We start from the raw sequence: 17078 nt of genomic DNA on the forward strand, positions 1-17078 counted from the left end.
CGTCAGGCTTGCGCCCATTGCGGAAGATTCCCTACTGCTGCCTCCCGTAGGAGTCTGGGCCGTGTCTCAGTCCCAGTGTGGCCGATCACCCTCTCAGGTCGGCTACGCATCGTCGCCTTGGTAGGCTTTTACCCCACCAACTAGCTAATGCGCCGCAGGCCCATCTGTAAGTCATAGGTTGCCCCATGTTTCATGATCTCTCCATGCGGAGTGACCAGCTATCCGGTCTTAGCTACCGTTTCCGGTAGTTATCCCAGTCTTACAGGCAGGTTGCCTACGTGTTACTCACCCGTCCGCCGCTCCAGGGGGATTCCCGTAAGGGAACTCCCCTAGCGCTCGACTTGCATGTATTAGGCACGCCGCCAGCGTTCGTCCTGAGCCAGGATCAAACTCTCCATTAAGGTAGTCTTTTCGGTCCGAAGGCCGAAATGACTACAAGGTTCGTTCGACTTGCTCAAAAGTTACTGCTAGCGAGAATTTTCATTCTCTATTTAACACTCACTCGTTGTTCAGTTTTCAAAGGGCAATTTCCCGACAAAGGACCTGCTTTGCACTGGTCACTTTTGTCGTTTGTTGTCGCTTTTGTTTAGCGGCGACTTTTTAAATATAGCACATTCACATTCTTTAATGCAAGTCTTTTTTTTAAAAAAATAGAATAACCTGACGGTAAGACATTTTCATCCAACAACCCACAGCTTCAAAGCCGTGAGGGTCGCCAAGCCGGGAACTCCCAACAAGCTGACAATTCCTACTGTCACAGCATTAAGCGGAAGCTCCAACCGGGTATAAGGACTTAACAGATTAATAACATACAACATAACGGCTGAAAATACAACCTGCAGCATTAGCATGCCGAGCCACTGCAGCGCCGCTTTATTACGCAGGATCATGATGCCCAGCAAGCCGCCCGAGACTGTCAGAACTCCCCACAGCACATAGGATTTCATCCCTGCTCCTCCTCTGAGGCGCGGCTCGCGCTCACTTCAGACAAGGATATTTGACCGTCCTTCGCCAGCTTGATCAGCATCTCGAACCGTTTTTCGGCCGCCTCTAACGCATAGACTGCGTAGTCGATCTGATCTTTATCCAGCGCATATTCAAACCGTCTCTGAGCCACCTCCCATTCCATATGAGCTCTGGCTATTTCCCGAACAAGCTTTACCCGCTCATCAAACCCTTTCTCCTCTTGCTTGTCCATCTTGCGAGATTTCCACCATTTCCAGTTCATCCGCCCATGCCCCCTCTACAGGATTAAACCTATAGTACATACATATCGAATCGGGCTGTCGGTTAGAACTAAAAAACCGGTCCTCCTATCAAAGCCCCAACCGGGTCGCTTTGGATAAGCGGCTCTAAACAAATCGCTATAGACAAAAAGAGGAACTTCCGTAAGCTGTCAGCCACAACCGCCTCCCCTAACAGGCGGGGTCGCCGATCGCCGATAACGTACGAAGTTCCTCTATCTGCAAGAAAGTATGACAATATGCCTATCTACAACTCCCTGCGTCCCTCAAGCGCTTTAGTCAACGTCACTTCGTCTGCATACTCCAAGTCGCCGCCAACGGGCAGACCATGCGCTATACGAGTTACCTTGAGCCCAAAGGGACGAACAAGGCGAGACAAGTACATCGCGGTCGCTTCGCCCTCGATGTTGGGGTTTGTCGCCAGTATCAGCTCCTGCACCCGTTCATCGCTAAGCCGTTTCAGCAGATCGGCAATCCGGATTTCGTCCGGGCCGATCCCCTCCATCGGCGAGATGGCTCCATGCAGCACATGATAATAGCCGTTAAATTCCTTTGTACGCTCCATAGCAACAAGATCCTTGGGCTCCTGGACGACGCAGATCGTGGTTGCATCCCTTGACTTATCCTGACAGATTCGGCACGGGTCCGTATCAGTAATATTACAGCATACGGAGCAATACTGCAGATTGCGCTTGACGTTGACGAGCGCCTTGGCGAAATCGATAACGTCATCTTCCTTCATGCGCAGAACATGGAAGGCCAACCTTCCCGCCGTCTTAGGTCCTATACCTGGCAGGCGGGAGAAGGAATCAATCAATCTGGCTAGAGGTTCCGGATAAAACAAAGGCGTTGCTCCTCACACATTGAAGTTCAGTCTGCAGCCGCCCCGCGTCCCGGGCACTCGTGCCGGCCGGCCGCGGCTGCCCGAATTAGAACAAGCCCGGGATATTCATACCGCCGGTCAATTTGGACATTTCCTTACCTGCTATCTCCTCGGCTTTGGTCATTGCATCGTTAATCGCCGTCAGGACAAGGTCTTGCAGCATTTCCACATCGTCCGGATCGACAGCTTCCGGCTTGATGGTCACGTTGGTCACTTTTTTCTGTCCATTTACCGTCACGCTGACTACACCGCCGCCAGCTGTACCTTCAATAGATTTAGTAGCCAAATCTTCCTGGGCTTTGAGCATTTGCTCCTGCATCTTTTTAACCTGCTTCATCATTTGGTTCATGTTATTCATATGACTTTCGCTCCTTCGTCTTCTTAGAATGGGTATAGATGGCGGCGCAGCTTAATCTTCCTTGATCTTCACCAGCTCTTCGCCAAAGAGCTGTATGGCTTCATTGATCCATTCTTCCTTCGGGCTGCCTCCCGGCTCCATCTCTGGGACCAGCTCAAGCTCCTCCTTAGGCGCTTCCTGCAGCTGCTTGCTGTCGGCGGCGGCTTGCCAATCCTTCATCATGACCGTAATCAAACGATAAGGATGACCCAGAACCTCTTGCATCGCCTGTTCAATCAACTGCTTGTTCGCAGGCCTCTCGCTTGTCTCCCGATGCATGGCGCTTTTGAAGGCGACCAGCAGATTGGACTCGGCCTTGGCCACAGGCTCACCGTCCACCAGCCAGGCATGGACGGTAATCTTAAGATCCTTCACCCGTCCGAGCACTTGGCTCCATTTCTGGGCAGCCTCCCGGAATTCTGGCGTTTCGCGCCCTGCCAGGTAAGCATCGGCCTTCTCCAGCGTTTTCCTGGCTGAGGCTGCGGTCTGCGCGGACGAGGCCCTGGATGAGCCGGATGCCGCGCTCCCGGGTGCGGACGCGCCAGCTATTCCGCCCTGCTTCGCCAAGGCCGCGAGTTGCCCTTCCAGCCGCTCGATCCGCCCCAGCAGCTGCGCAACCAAGGCATCCGGGCGCTCGCCCGCGGCTGCAGGCACGGCAGACCCGCTTGCCGCAGCGCCCGCTCCTGCCGATCCGCTCCGCCCCGGCGCTCCTCCGCCGCTGCACAGCTTCATCACCGCTACCTCCAGCAGCGTCTGCGGCTGGACCGAGTATTTCATCTCCGTCTGGTAGTAGTTAAGCGTGTCGATCATCGAGATCAAGGCTTCGGAGGTGAATCTCTCGGCTACAGCCTGAAACCGGCGCACATCGAGTATGCGTTCGGTCAGCGCCTCCGAATTCGGCACCATGCGGACCATAAGCAGGTCGCGGAAGTAATAAATCAGATTCTCCATGCATTTATCTGCGCTCTTGCCCTCCTGCATAAAGGAGTCGATCAGAGTCAGGGCCGCGCCGATATCTTGATCATGGATTACCTGTGCCAGCTTCTCGAACTGATCGGAGGCCATGCCGCCGGTAATGGAAAGAACGTCCTCATACGTAATCCGCTCGCCAGAAAAAGCAATGATCTGATCGAGCAAACTAAGCGCGTCCCTCATGCCGCCGTCGGACAGCCTCGCGATAAACGCTACCGCTTCCTCCTCGATCGCAATGCCTTCCTCGCCACACACGCGGCGCAGGCGCTCTACCTGCTCCTCCAGCGCCACACGCCGGAAGTCAAAGCGTTGACAGCGCGAAATAATCGTTGCCGGAAGGCGGTGAGGCTCGGTCGTCGCCAAAATAAACATCACGTGCGCAGGCGGTTCTTCAAGCGTTTTCAGCAGCGCGTTGAACGCCTCTGTGGTCAGCATGTGAACCTCGTCAATGATGTATACCTTCTGACGGACCTCCGTAGGCGCATATTTGACTTTGTCGCGAATATCGCGAATTTCCTCGACACCCCGGTTGGACGCGGCGTCAATCTCCACGACATCCATCACCGAGCCGTCGGTAATGCGGCGGCAAGCCTCGCAGCGGTTACAGGGCTCCGGGGCGGGACCATTCTGGCAATTGACAGCTTTGGCAAGAATCTTCGCCGCGCTTGTCTTACCGGTCCCCCGCGGACCGTTGAACAAATAGGCGTGACTGAACCGCCCTTCCCGCAGCGAATTTTGCAGGGTCTGGACAATATGCTTCTGACCGACCATATCCTGAAAGGACTGCGGCCTCCACGTACGATATAAAGCGATATGTGCCATGTTGCCCTCTCCAATAACGATTTATCTTACTCATTATACTACACCTGAAAAGAGGTTTGAAGCGAGCTTTCAGGGGGCGTCTCTCAAGGGAACGGAATGCTGATCGTGAAGGTGGTCCCGTAGCCTTTGGACGATACCCGGATAATGCCTCCGATGTCATGTATAATACGCTGGCACACGGAAAGGCCAAGCCCCGTACCTTCGGGCTTAGTCGTAAAAAACGGATCAAAAATTTTATCGATCACATACATCGGAATCCCGGGTCCTGTATCGTGGATCTCGATATGGACCTTGCGCTCCGCTACATCCAGCTTTTCCGTTATACTCAAATAGCCCCCTTCGCCCATCGCTTCAATTCCATTCTTGCATATATTCAAAAATACCTGCTTAAGGTATTCCCGATCCGCAATAACCTGCGGCATGTCAAACACTGCCTCGTATTGTACCGTCACTTTATGCAGGATGGCTTCATTATTAATAATGGGAAGCAGCTCCCTCAGAACCATCGATACGTCCACAGGCTCGTAAGTCGTGTTCTTCGGCTTGCTGAGCAGCAGGAATTCACTGACCAGCTCGTTGATCCGGTTGATCTCCTTCAGCATCACCTCCGTGTAACTGCTCTCCCGAGTCATTCCCTGTTCTTCAAAGGTTTTGCGGAACATTTGCAAAAAACCTTTGATCGACGTAAGAGGATTCCGAATTTCATGGGCCGTCCCCGCCGCGATCTGACCGATCATCGCAAGCCGGTCGCTGCGCTGTACCTGCTCCTCCAATGATCGAAGGTTCGTGACATCCTTAAAAAGGATGCATGCGCCCGCCACCTTCCCCTGTTCGTCTCTCAGCACGGACGAATCGACCAGCAGCTCGTAGCGCACCTGCTCCTTGGTCCAGGACAAAGCCTGGTTGCGGACAACCAGACCATCCAACACACGTGGATCGAAGATTCGGTGATCGTCAGGCAGATCCTTAAACAAGCGATCCATCGGCTGATGCAGCACTTCCTCCCGGTTAAAGCCGAGAATTTGGCAGGCCATGTCGCTAATGTCCACAAGCTCTAGACTCGGGTTCACCAGAATGACGCCCAAATTCACGTCCTTCAAGAACATATCGGCGAAGCGTTGAAGCAAACTGAGCTCTCTCTGCATCTACAGCCACCCCCCTCTGTTTATGTAACCGACCGTATAGGTTGTCTCCCGTAGCACGGGTTAACTTTAGTATACAATTCTCCCCTATTCTCCATTTTCCTCCAATTCTATGCAAAAAACACCGAAAGTCGCCAACATGACGAAATTCGGTGTTCCAACATTACATTATCAAAATAAATAAACCGTGCACCAACCTCGATAGAACGATCCAGGTGGAATTTTTATCACCAGCTCAAGTTAGGCCACCCTTCGGCACATGAAACATCACGCTTATGGCTGCTTCCTTCCGGACCTGACCAGATTCACGAGCATCCATTGCGAAGGACCCGACTCTCAACACCAGCTTTAAAACCCAACCCCTACATCGCAATACCTCATGAAGGCGTTCAACCCCGCTACAGCGGATTGCGGGTTACAGGGCACCGCTACCTCCCCGTCTAGCACGGCAAAGATAAGTATAGTCGAATCAAGGACAAATATCAACCTCAGGGGATTAATTAGCAAAATTGAGCCCTTCCCGCTTCCATTTGGGATACGATGCGTTATGGCGAGGAAATCGTCACCGTAGTCTCGTATCGGGGGGCTTCAACCGCCATCACTCGGGCTACCTCGTCCTGCAGTACTCTTCGCCGGGCATCCGCCATGCTTGCCGGCGCGCGGAGATGAATATCGGCTCTCGCCCCATTCAACCGGATCGTCTCGACCTTTACATTCGGGTAATGTCGGCTGATCGCGGTACGCATCACATTCACATCCGCCTCGTAGGTACGGTAAGTATTGCCGAGGGGGTTATTCGGGTTCGTATCGCTGATTTCCAGAGGACTACCAGTGGAGTTTAGCTTCGTTTTTCCTTGCTGAGCCGACTGACAGGCGCTAAGCACCGGAAGCATAAACAGAAGAAGACCCAGCCAGCCTACAAGCAATCTAGGCAGCATATAAAAAACACCTCCTGCGCATCTTAAGATTTGTAATCTTAGGATAACCGCGGAAGGTGCGTTTATGCTTGGTAGCAAATGGCAATCGATTAGATGCCGTATTTCTTTTTGAATTTGTCGACGCGACCGCCGGCATCCACAAACTTCTGCTTGCCTGTAAAGAAAGGATGGCAGGCGGAGCAAATCTCAACGCGGAGATTTTGTTTAAGGGATCCCGTTTCAAACGTGTTACCGCATGCGCAAGTAACGGTAGTTTGATGATATGTCGGATGAATCGCTGCTTTCATAGACCTTTCACCTCTTTTGCCCTGAAACACCATGTGAATCAGAGTTGTCATGATACAAATGGCATTATAGCACGCTGCCTATCCATGCTGCAAGTATTTCTTCCGCTTATCGGCAAGCTCATCCGGAATATGCGAATAGGAGCCAAGAACCACTCCCGGGAGCTCTTCGCGGAAAATATCCAGCATTTGCTTCATCCCATAACGTTCGCCCTTGGCTGGAGGGATGAGCTGCAGGTAGCTTTCCGGATCAATATTAAGATTCCGCAGCTGGATCAGCTTCAGATCGGTCCGGCGCACGAAATCGATCATCGCCTCCATCTCTTCCTCGCGGTCGGTAACGCCCGGGAAGATCAGGTAGTTAATCGAGGTGACGACGCCTTGGTCGGCGGCATAGCGCAGCGACTTCTCGACATGCTTCAGCGTATACCCGCGCGGCTTGTAATACGCGTTATAATGATCGTCCAGCGCACTGATCGTACTGACACGCATCAGGTCAAGCCCGGCGTCTACGATTCCGCGGATATGATCGGTTAGCCCCGCGTTGGTATTGATATTGATATAGCCGATATCCGTCTTGCTGCGCACCTCGCGCATAGCTTCGATGATGATCTTCGCCTGGGTGGAAGGCTCGCCTTCACAGCCTTGCCCAAAGCTGATAATGCTCTGAGGCGTTTTCAAATGCTCCAGCATCACCTGCACGACTTCCTGGACGGTCGGCTTGAAGTTCATCCGCGTCTGAGGCGCAGGAAACCCGCTATCATCCGGCTGCTCAGAGATGCAGCCGTAGCAGCCTGCGTTACAGGAGAACGACACAGGAACCGCACCTTCCCAGCGATTCAGGAAGGTATTGGATGCGGTAAGACATTCATAACCAAGCGCGCAGTTCGACAGGTGCTGATACAGCCGGTTCTCCGGATACTGCGCCAGCAGGCCCTGCACCTTGACTTCCAGCTCGTCAGGGTCGCAGTTGCGCGGATTCCAGCGTTCGGGGTCATCGCTGGCTTCGGCCGCCACGTAAAAACCGCCGTCTTTCCAGACGACAGCCGTATAGCCGAACAAGGGCAGAACCTTCGTCTTGTCTGCCTTGGCATAGCCAGGCAGCAGCAGCCGGGTAAAGCCCTGAGGCAGCAGGGCGCCCACCGCGTTCACCTCGCCCGGCACGATCTCCATAGCGCCGGTCTCAGCGTTCAGCCCGATGGGACGCGTATCCGGCAAGCTCACCAGCGTCGCCCCTTCCGGGAGCGGGATGAGCTCCTCATCCAGCAGCTCCGTTACGAGCTCTCCACTACGGCCGAGCGCTATATAATCCGGGTGGTCATACACATGACCGTCCGGTCCCGCATATACGAGATTCATCCTGATGTCCCTCCTAGGAAACGGAGTGCTTCACGCGTTTGGCTGCGCCTCCGCTGCCACTGGAGCTCGAACCGCTGCTGCCCGTCTCCAATGTATCCAGAAATTCTTGATTTGTTTTGGTGTCGGCAAACTTTTTCAAGAACGACTCCGTATACTCATGCGAATCGTTCATGTTTTTGCGGATCGCCCACACCTTGTCCAGTTCTTCCTTGCTGAGCAGCATCTCTTCGCGTCTCGTTCCCGAACGGCGAATATCGATAGCCGGGAATACGCGGCGTTCCGCCAGCTTGCGGTCCAGATGCAGCTCCAGGTTGCCCGTTCCTTTGAATTCCTCATAAATGACATCGTCCATACGCGACCCTGTCTCGATCAGAGCTGTCGCCAGTATCGTCAAGCTGCCGCCTTCCTCGATATTGCGGGCAGCCCCGAAGAACCGCTTGGGACGATGGAATGCACCCGGATCGATCCCCCCGGACAACGTGCGGCCTGTCGGAGGCACGACAAGGTTGTAGGCGCGAGCCAGGCGGGTGATGCTGTCGAGCAGAATCACGACATCCTTCTTATGCTCGACCATCCGCGTCGCTCTCTCAAGCACCAGCTCCGCCACTTTGATGTGATTCTCAGGCAATTCGTCGAAGGTCGAGGCGATAACCTCGCCTTTCACGGAACGCTGCATATCGGTCACTTCTTCCGGACGCTCGTCGATCAAGAGTACGAATAATTCCACCTCAGGATGATTGGTCGAAATACTGTTGGCAATTTCCTTGAGAAGCAAAGTCTTGCCCGCTTTGGGCGGAGCCACGATCAGCCCGCGCTGGCCGAAACCGACAGGAGCCAGTAAATCCATCAATCGGGTGGATACTTTGGTAGGGGTCGTTTCCAAAACTAGTTTTTTCTGCGGATAAAGAGGAGTCAGCGCTGGAAAGTGGAGACGTTCTGCAGCGGTCTCCGGATTCTCCCCATTGACGGCATCCACGTGAAGGAGTCCGAAATACCGTTCGTTCTCCTTGGGAGGCCGGCATTTCCCCGATACGAGGTCGCCCGAGCGGAGGTCGAACCTCCGAATCTGCGAGGCGGAAATATAGATGTCCTCGGCGCTCGGCAAATAGTTGATCGGACGCAGGAAGCCAAAGCCCTCCTGCAGGACATCGAGCACGCCCTGCATGAACATGAGCCCGCCCTTCTCGGCTTGCGCCCTGAGAATAGCAAAGATGAGTTCTTTCTTTTTCATTTGACCGTAATACGGAATCTGATGTGTCTTGGCGAGCTTGTAGAGCTCTGTAAGCTTCAGCGCCTCTAACTGAGCGAGCTGCATATCCATCTTGTACCTACCACCAAACTATTAAAATTTCTATTCTTCCGAAATATACTCTAGCCATGCCCCAAACCTTGCTGTTCTATACTCCGGGGCTCAGTCTTCCTGCCGCCATACGTCGGCGCCCAAATTAACCAGATTGGCAACCAGGTGATCATAGCCTCTGTCGATATATTCGACCCCGGTGATCTCGGTGGTGCCCCCTGCGACGGTCAGACCGGCGATAACCAGCGATGCGCCCGCTCTCAGATCGGTCGCCTTCACCCTAGCCGCAGACAGCGGTCCGCCCTCGATAATCGCCGAACGGCCTTCCACTTTAATCTTGGCGCCCATGCGCACAAGCTCTGGAATATGCTTAAACCGATTGGAGTATACGTAATCACTAAGAATACTGACGCCGCGCGTCTGCGTGAGCAGACTGCTCATCGGCGATTGCAGATCCGTCGCAAAGCCCGGGTACACAAGCGCCTTCACGTCCACGCTCTCGTATTCCGGTTGACCCACGACACGGATCGATTCATCCATCTCATATATATGAACGCCCATCTCCTGGAGCTTCGCCGTCAGCGCCTCCAGATGTTTAGGGATAACGTTGTCAACAATGACATCTCCACGTGTGGCCGCAGCTGCGATCATATAGGTGCCCGCCTGAATACGGTCGGGGATGATCGAATGCCGGCAGCCCTGAAGACCATCTACGCCCTGAATCCGGATAGTTTCCGTCCCGGCGCCCTTGATTTTGGCGCCCATGGCGTTCAAAAGCGTTGCTACATCTATGATTTCAGGCTCTTTTGCCGCATTTTCAATAATGGTGACGCCTTTGGCTCTTGAAGCCGCCAGCATAATATTAATCGTTGCCCCTACACTTGCCACGTCCAAATAAATCTTGGCGCCGCGCAATTGCTTCGCCCGGATATGTAGCGCTCCGTTCTCGTTCGAAACCTCGGCGCCTAGCGCCTCAAAGCCTTTGATATGCTGATCGATGGGTCTCGGCTCAAAATTACAGCCGCCCGGAAGCCCGATCACCGCCTCGCCGAATCGGCCAAGCAGAGCTCCCATCAAATAATAAGAAGCACGCAGTTTCTTTACATTGCCATTAGGCATCGGCTTGGAAACAAGCCGGCTAGGATCGATCACCATCTGGTCGTTATCCCATCGGACCGTTGCACCGAGTTCTTCAAGCAGCTCGGTATAAATCGCCACATCGCTGAGCGTTGGAAGATTGTCCAGCGTCACAGTCGATTCCGATAATATGGCAGCCGGTATAAGCGCGATAGCGCTATTTTTCGCACCGCTGATTTGAACGGTTCCCCGCAGCGGACGGCCGCCGGCGATCATCAATTTCTCCATTCGATGTCGTTCCTCCTACTTCACCACTTAAAAAAAAGCAAGCAAGGGCTTTCAGATAAAAAAGCCTTCCATGCAAACAAAACAATTCGTTTCCGACCTGGATTATGAGGGCGTATGCCAAAAGACAGGCGTAAATAAAAAAGAAAGGAGGGAAACGCATCCTGGCGGTGCATTCCCCTGTAACAAAATTAGGCTTGGTTGGAGCTGCCGAACAGTTTGATCTTGGATGCTACTACTTCAACCATGGCTTTGCGAGCAGGAGTGAGGTATTTGCGAGGATCGTACACTTTGGCATCTTTGTTCAGTACGTCGCGGATGGCTTCGGTACACGCCACCTGATTCTCCGTATTCACATTGATTTTGCCTACGCCGGCTGCGATCGCTTGCTGGATCATCTCGTCCGGTACGCCGGAGCCGCCGTGCAGAACTACAGGAACAGGAATCTTCGAAGCTACCTGTTCAATGATGTCGAAGCGGATGTTCGGTTCGCCGGCATACATACCGTGAGCTGTACCTACGGCGATCGCCAAGCAATCGACGCCTGTTTCTTCGTAGAAACGAATCGCTTCTTCCGGCTTAGCCAGGTTAGCGTCGGACTCGTCCACGCTGATATCATCCTCAACACCGCCGATTGTGCCAAGCTCGCCTTCGACGGAAACGCCCATCGCATGCGCCGCTTTCACAACTTCTTTGGTCAGACGGATGTTTTCCTCGAAGGAATAATGGGAACCGTCGAACATAACCGAGCTGAAGCCTGCGCGGATACATTTCATCGCGACTTCGAAGCTGCTTCCGTGGTCAAGATGAAGGGCGATCGGCAGCCCGGATTTTTTTGCCGCAGCTTCCGCGATGGCAACCGTAAACTCGATCCCCATGTATTTCAGAGCACCCTCGGATACGCCGAAGATAAACGGAGAGTTCAGCTCCTGAGCAGCCTCGGTGATCGCTTGCGCGAACTCCAGGTTGTTCATGTTAAATTGGCCAACGGCATATTTGCCTGCTTTGGCTTTTGGTAAGAATTCGTTCATAGAAACTAATGGCATGGTAGTTCTCTCCTCCTTGTGTATTGTGACCGTGCCGGGGGACGTTTGGCCCGCCCTCCTGTCATACTGCGCTATTATATCATAGATAAGGACAAACGTTAAACAGGAAATGGCACAAAGAAAGCACGCGTCTGCTTCTATGATCTCAGAAAAAAAGGACCCTGTTAGGATCCCAGCGCATACGAGCTATTATTCGGAGAACGCAGCTGCTGATTGACAGCCTGCCGTAATTCGTCGATATCGAAAGGCTTGGTGAAGTGCATGATAGCGCCCAGATCGGTCGCTTCCTTGATCATATCCAGTTCGCCGTAGGCCGTCATCATGATGACTTTAATCGAGGCGTCGATGCTCTTGATATGCTTCAGAATATCAAGTCCGTCCATACCGGGAATTTTCATGTCAAGCAGGACGAGGTCAGGTGACGAACTTCTGACAATTTCGAGCGCAAGCTTTCCGTTGGAGGCTTGATACGTTTCGTAACCTTCGCTGCTGAACACTTCCATCAACAGGATGCGGATGCCGTTCTGGTCATCAACGATGAGGAGCTTCTTTTTCACTGGGTATACCCTCCCAATTCCGTTTCCTGGGTTCGTAAATCCGTACCCGATTTTGACGCTATTGATTTGTATTCGCTGCGGAGCAGACGTTTCCTGCCGCAGCGAACAAAAAAGTTGAAAACTTTTACAAATCAAGAAGAGTTTGCGGAATGATCAACGAACAATAGTTCGCGTCCCATACGCTCTAAACAGAAGGGAGGGCAGCCTAAGCGTTTAGTATTTTTGCTGATAAGCCGCCTGGACGAAATGCTTGAACAAAGGCTGCGGGCGGTTCGGTCTGGAGGTGAACTCGGGATGGAACTGGACCGCCAGGAACCAAGGATGCGACGGACATTCGATGATCTCCACCAGTCGTCCGTCCGGACTCGTCCCCGAAATGACCAGGCCCGCCGCTTCGATCGCATCGCGGTATTCATTGTTGAACTCATACCGGTGACGATGGCGCTCATAGACAAGCTCATCCTCGTAACAGCACATGGCAAGGGAGTCTTCCTTCAGCTTGCACGGATACAAGCCGAGGCGCATCGTGCCGCCCAGATCCTCGATGTCCTTCTGCTCAGGCAGCAGATCGATAACGGGGAACGGAGTCGTCGGATGGATCTCCGAGCTGTTGGCGCCCTCAAGCTGGAGAACGGAACGCGCATATTCCACTACCGCCACCTGCATGCCGAGGCATATGCCGAAGAATGGGATACTTTGCTCGCGCGCGTACCGGATAGCGGACACCTTGCCCTCGATGCCGCGGTCTCCGAACCCGCCCGGCACCAGAATACCCTGCACGCCAGCCAGCAGCTCGGCTACATTATGATCGAACACTTCCTCGGCATTAATCCAGCGGATCTTCACTTCCGTATCGCACGCAAAGCCTGCATGTGCCAAGGATTCCACGATACTGAGATAAGCGTCGTGCAGCGCCACGTATTTGCCGACAATTGCGATTTCGGTCGTCGTCCGAAGCGACTTGACACGTCCGACCAGCTTCTCCCACTCGCTCATATCCGGCTCGCCCGCAGTCAGCTTCAGATGGTTGACGACGATATCGTCCAGTCCTTGCTCGCGAAGCATAAGCGGCACTTCATACAGCGTCTCGGCATCGATACACTCGATGACGGCGCCCGGATCGACGTCGCAGAATTGGGCCAGCTTGCGCTTCATATCCTCAGCCAGCGGCTGCTCGGTGCGGCATACGATCACATGCGGCTGAATGCCGATGCTCCGCAGCTCCTTCACGCTATGCTGAGTCGGCTTCGTCTTCACTTCACCTGCCGCTCTCAGATAAGGAATCAAGGTCACATGGATGTACATCACATTGTCGCGTCCGATATCGCTCTTGATCTGGCGGATGGCCTCCAGAAACGGCAAGCTCTCGATGTCGCCCACCGTGCCTCCGATCTCCGTAATCACCACATCCGAATGCGCTTCGCGGCCGGCGCGGAACACCCGCTCTTTAATCTCATTGGTAATATGGGGGATAACCTGCACGGTGCCGCCCAAATATTCGCCTCTGCGTTCCTTGGCGATGACCGACGAATAGATCTTGCCTGTCGTCACGTTGCTGTTCTTCGACAGATTAATATCGATAAACCGCTCGTAATGACCCAGATCGAGATCCGTTTCCGCGCCGTCGTCCGTCACGAACACTTCGCCGTGCTGATAGGGACTCATGGTTCCCGGGTCCACGTTGATATACGGGTCGAATTTTTGGATCGTAACCTTAAGGCCGCGGTTCTTCAACAGTCTGCCTAGCGAAGCGGCCGTAATTCCTTTTCCCAGCGAGGAAACGACGCCTCCGGTCACGAAAATATACTTTGTCATTATGTAACTACCTCCCTAGTTTATCATCCGTTGCTGAATGCCGTACCGGTCGCGCTTGACCGGCTGCCTATACCCCTGTAAGTGAAGCTTAGCTTTGAACATGAATTTCGATACCTTTCGGGGAGTCCCCGATAAAAAAGAAAAAGCGCCCCGCATCGGCGGGGCACTTTTCCATAAAAAGACCTATTCGGTCTAAGCGTCCATCTAAAGCCCAGAAAATAGTTTACTCTGAACGATGAACCCTGTCAAGGAGAACCCGGAGATATGGATTATTTGCCATCCTTGTCGTCATCGTCGTCTTCTTCGTCATCGGCTACATCGTCGGCATCTTCGTCTTCGCCTTCTTCGCCGTCCAGCACTTCCCCGTCGATCTCTTCCTCTTCCTCAATTTCCTCATCCTCGAAGAATTCGGTCTCTTCTTCCTCGACCTCTTCCTCGGACTCGAAGTCGTCGCGAGGCGCATCGAAGGAATCGTAGTCTTCTTCCTCGACGAACGTATCCTCTTCCTCCGCGAAAATATCCTCGTCGTCCAGATCGTCGTCCTCGTCGTTGATGATCCGCGGACGTTTGCCGCTTCCAACGGTATCCTCGGATTTCTCGATCGGATACCAGCGCTTCAGCCCCCACAGGTTGGTGCCGACGCAGGCGAAGCGTCCGTCAATGTTGATCTCCGTATATAGTTGAGCAATGACCTGCATCACTTCGTCATCGGACAATCCCTTGATCTTGGCGATCTCCGCCATTAAATCCCGGTAGTAAAAAGGCGTGTTGACCGCCTTCAAGAGTTCGAACGCCAGATCGACCATCGGCATTTCCTTGGCTTTCTCCGCGCTTACTTTGAGCTGGTACTGAGCACTCATGTCCTGGCACATCCCTTCCGACATTATCGACGTGGTACTGATTCCGGCGCGGCAACCGCCTTCTACTACAATATCCACTAGTACCAATAAGTAAACCTTATTTTATGTAAAAATGCAACTGCTTCCTCTTAAAGATTCGGGCTTGTTCTCTCTCTAAACGAAACGAAGGATCTCGCCCGGACATACGCCGAATTCGGCGTCCATCCCGCAGCGGGATCCCTCGTCCCGACTGTACCCGCACCATGCGCATGCATCGGTTTGCCTGCACCCGCATGCTGCCCCTTCCTATAAGCGGAGAAGAGATGCCCCTCCCTACTTATCGTATGTATCAGGCGCCGCTTTGACACGGCCATACACCTATTTATTTGGAATAGGGCGATCTGCTCATACGCGGGAATACCCTCCCACATACCATACAGCAAGGATACGGTAGAGGGGGATCGACATTGAATCCATCGGCATTCGGCAAGTGGCTTCATCACGCGATGGACAAAGGAGCGGATGGCGGCGGCCCGCGCCACATCGTCCGCTTCCGCTCCCAAGGCGATTATGCGGCTTTCATGCGGTATATGAGCAGCCTTTCTCCATCGCATCCCCATCTGCAGCAGATCCGGCCGCTCAGGCTGATCCGCGCCATCTCCTGCCCGCTGAGATCGATCGAGCCGCTCGCGTCGATCCCTTTCGTACGGTCCATAGAAGCCGATGCCCGCGTCCTGCTGAAGGGAAGCGGCCCCAACCTCGGACCGGCAGGGCATCATGGCAGCCGTTCGACTCCGCCCTCCAAAATTCCTTGGGGCGTACGCCATATCCGGGCGCCCCAGATATGGCCCAAATCCAAGGGGGAGCGCATCCGTATCGGCGTCGTGGATACGGGAGCCGATTATACCCATCCCGATCTGCGCCACTGCCTCTCGCGGGGCATCAATCTGCTCAACCGCCATCTGTACCCGTTCGACGACAACGGCCACGGCACCCATATCGCCGGCACGATCGCCGCCCACACCAAGCAGCGGGGGATTATCGGCGTCGCCCCCCATGCGCTCATCCACCCCGTAAAAGCCTTCGATCATCAAGGGGGCGCCTACGTGTCCGACATCATTAAAGCGATCGACTGGTGCGTGCTCAGCGGGATGGATATCATCAATATGAGCTTTGGCATGAAATCGCACAGCAAGGCGCTCGAGGCCGCCGTGCTCAGCGCTTACCGGGCAGGCATCGTCGTGGTCGCCTCCTCAGGCAACGAGGGCCAGCGGGCAGAGATCGATTATCCCGCCCGCTTCCCCCAGTCGATCGCCGTAGGAGCCACGACGCGTAAAGGGCGCGTCGCCCCGTTCAGCAACGACGGCCGGCAGATCGATATTTATGCGCCCGGCGAGAAGATTTATTCCACCTGGCTCGGAGGCAAGTATCAAGAGCTGAGCGGAACCTCCATGGCTACATCGCATGTAACAGGGGTTATCGCCCTCATGCTGTCGCTCAGGCCCGGCTTGCGGCCGGGGCGTATCAAGTCGCTGCTCCGCAAACATGCCCGCTATATCGCAAGTCCCGGCAAGCAAAGCTTCATCAAGGAATTGCATGCGGCAAGAACGATCAATCACCTGAGCCAGAGGGTCGGCAAGCCGACAGATGCCTAGCCCTCTTCCCCCGCTGAAATTTCGAGCTTGACCTCCACCTGCCCGGCCGCTTCCCCCATAAGCGTAAGGTCATAGCGCCAGGTTGCTTCCAGCGGAGTCATCCTTCCGTCCGCAGGCTTCCTCAGCTCGACGCCATGCGTCACCGTCTCAAGCTCCATCCGGCCGTGCGCCGTTTCGATATATCCGATATGCCTGCCGCCGGCTGCGAAGGTTTGCTCGAATCGCACATCTCCGCGCCGGAGGATGCGAACCTCATCCGGCAGCAGGCGTACCGTCGTCGTCGTCCTGCCCATCTGAGCCTCCTCCGGCTCCTCATAGCGTACATAGAATCCGCCCGCCTTCGGAAACAAAACGCCCCGCATCTCCATAGCGATCCGCTCGCCGCTCGTTACGCTAAGCAGCCGAACCCGCACGTCAGTCTTGCCTGACCCGGTCTCCGATTGAGATGAACCGTTCATCGCTT

At 54.2% G+C, this 17078-nt stretch carries 17 protein-coding genes, 1 rRNA gene and 1 other RNA gene; 1 reads left to right on the forward strand and 18 read right to left on the reverse strand.

Going from position 1 to position 17078, the window contains the following annotated elements:
- The 17 genes from GSF01_RS04635 to rpoE all read right to left on the reverse strand — a co-directional run.
- Positions 1-401, reverse strand: a 16S ribosomal RNA gene (locus GSF01_RS04635); the annotation flags it as partial.
- A gap of 276 nt (positions 402-677) precedes the next feature.
- On the reverse strand, positions 678-947 hold the full coding sequence (locus tag GSF01_RS04640; RefSeq protein ID WP_159881863.1) for a pro-sigmaK processing inhibitor BofA family protein: 270 nt from the start codon (positions 945-947) through the stop codon (positions 678-680).
- Positions 944-1228 carry a DUF2508 family protein gene (locus GSF01_RS04645; protein ID WP_159881864.1) on the reverse strand — a complete coding sequence of 95 codons (285 nt, stop codon included), beginning with the start codon at positions 1226-1228 and terminating at the stop codon, positions 944-946. The genes GSF01_RS04640 and GSF01_RS04645 overlap by 4 nt, the downstream gene beginning before the upstream one ends.
- A 263-nt stretch (positions 1229-1491) precedes the next feature.
- Positions 1492-2088, reverse strand: a complete 597-nt coding sequence (gene recR / locus GSF01_RS04650) for a recombination mediator RecR (protein ID WP_159881865.1) — start codon at positions 2086-2088, stop codon at positions 1492-1494.
- Positions 2089-2173: 85 nt separating this feature from the next.
- Entirely contained in the window at positions 2174-2485 is a 312-nt protein-coding gene (locus tag GSF01_RS04655) for a YbaB/EbfC family nucleoid-associated protein (protein WP_159881866.1), read from the reverse strand.
- 51 nt (positions 2486-2536) lie between these two features.
- Positions 2537-4318, reverse strand: a complete 1782-nt coding sequence (gene dnaX / locus GSF01_RS04660) for a DNA polymerase III subunit gamma/tau (RefSeq protein ID WP_159881867.1) — start codon at positions 4316-4318, stop codon at positions 2537-2539.
- An 83-nt stretch (positions 4319-4401) separates the two neighbouring features.
- A complete protein-coding gene (locus GSF01_RS04665) occupies positions 4402-5463 on the reverse strand; it encodes an ATP-binding protein (RefSeq protein ID WP_159881868.1) in 1062 nt (353 codons plus the stop codon).
- A 182-nt stretch (positions 5464-5645) separates the two neighbouring features.
- Positions 5646-5909, reverse strand: an RNA gene (gene ffs / locus GSF01_RS04670) — signal recognition particle sRNA large type.
- A gap of 96 nt (positions 5910-6005) precedes the next feature.
- Positions 6006-6398 carry a hypothetical protein gene (locus GSF01_RS04675; RefSeq protein ID WP_159881869.1) on the reverse strand — a complete coding sequence of 131 codons (393 nt, stop codon included), beginning with the start codon at positions 6396-6398 and terminating at the stop codon, positions 6006-6008.
- A gap of 89 nt (positions 6399-6487) precedes the next feature.
- Positions 6488-6685 (reverse strand): 50S ribosomal protein L31, encoded by a 198-nt coding sequence (rpmE, locus tag GSF01_RS04680; protein WP_159881870.1) that lies wholly within the window; start codon positions 6683-6685, stop codon positions 6488-6490.
- A 78-nt stretch (positions 6686-6763) separates the two neighbouring features.
- A complete protein-coding gene (locus tag GSF01_RS04685) occupies positions 6764-8041 on the reverse strand; it encodes a radical SAM protein (RefSeq protein WP_159881871.1) in 1278 nt (425 codons plus the stop codon).
- A 13-nt stretch (positions 8042-8054) separates the two neighbouring features.
- Positions 8055-9362 carry a transcription termination factor Rho gene (rho, locus tag GSF01_RS04690; protein WP_159881872.1) on the reverse strand — a complete coding sequence of 436 codons (1308 nt, stop codon included), beginning with the start codon at positions 9360-9362 and terminating at the stop codon, positions 8055-8057.
- 90 nt (positions 9363-9452) lie between these two features.
- Positions 9453-10706, reverse strand: coding sequence for a UDP-N-acetylglucosamine 1-carboxyvinyltransferase (locus tag GSF01_RS04695; protein WP_159881873.1), 1254 nt, complete (start codon positions 10704-10706; stop codon positions 9453-9455).
- A 188-nt stretch (positions 10707-10894) separates the two neighbouring features.
- The gene (gene fba / locus GSF01_RS04700) at positions 10895-11749 is read right to left on the reverse strand and encodes a class II fructose-1,6-bisphosphate aldolase (protein WP_159881874.1); all 855 of its coding nucleotides are present in this window, start codon (positions 11747-11749) and stop codon (positions 10895-10897) included.
- A gap of 164 nt (positions 11750-11913) precedes the next feature.
- A complete protein-coding gene (locus tag GSF01_RS04705; protein ID WP_159881875.1) occupies positions 11914-12306 on the reverse strand; it encodes a response regulator in 393 nt (130 codons plus the stop codon).
- A 213-nt stretch (positions 12307-12519) separates the two neighbouring features.
- Positions 12520-14121, reverse strand: a complete 1602-nt coding sequence (locus GSF01_RS04710) for a CTP synthase (protein ID WP_159881876.1) — start codon at positions 14119-14121, stop codon at positions 12520-12522.
- Positions 14122-14390: 269 nt separating this feature from the next.
- Positions 14391-14981 (reverse strand): DNA-directed RNA polymerase subunit delta, encoded by a 591-nt coding sequence (gene rpoE, locus GSF01_RS04715; RefSeq protein ID WP_159881877.1) that lies wholly within the window; start codon positions 14979-14981, stop codon positions 14391-14393.
- A 446-nt stretch (positions 14982-15427) separates the two neighbouring features.
- Between rpoE and GSF01_RS04720 the strand changes: the two genes are divergently transcribed.
- Positions 15428-16615 (forward strand): S8 family peptidase, encoded by a 1188-nt coding sequence (locus tag GSF01_RS04720; RefSeq protein WP_235941286.1) that lies wholly within the window; start codon positions 15428-15430, stop codon positions 16613-16615.
- Here GSF01_RS04720 and GSF01_RS04725 read toward each other — a convergent pair.
- Positions 16612-17073 carry a DUF1934 domain-containing protein gene (locus GSF01_RS04725; RefSeq protein ID WP_159881878.1) on the reverse strand — a complete coding sequence of 154 codons (462 nt, stop codon included), beginning with the start codon at positions 17071-17073 and terminating at the stop codon, positions 16612-16614. The two genes, GSF01_RS04720 and GSF01_RS04725, sit on opposite strands and share 4 nt — an antisense overlap.
- Positions 17074-17078 lie beyond the last annotated feature (5 nt).

It is taken from the genome of Paenibacillus puerhi, from assembly GCF_009846885.1.
Taxonomy (GTDB): domain Bacteria; phylum Bacillota; class Bacilli; order Paenibacillales; family NBRC-103111; genus Paenibacillus_G; species Paenibacillus_G puerhi.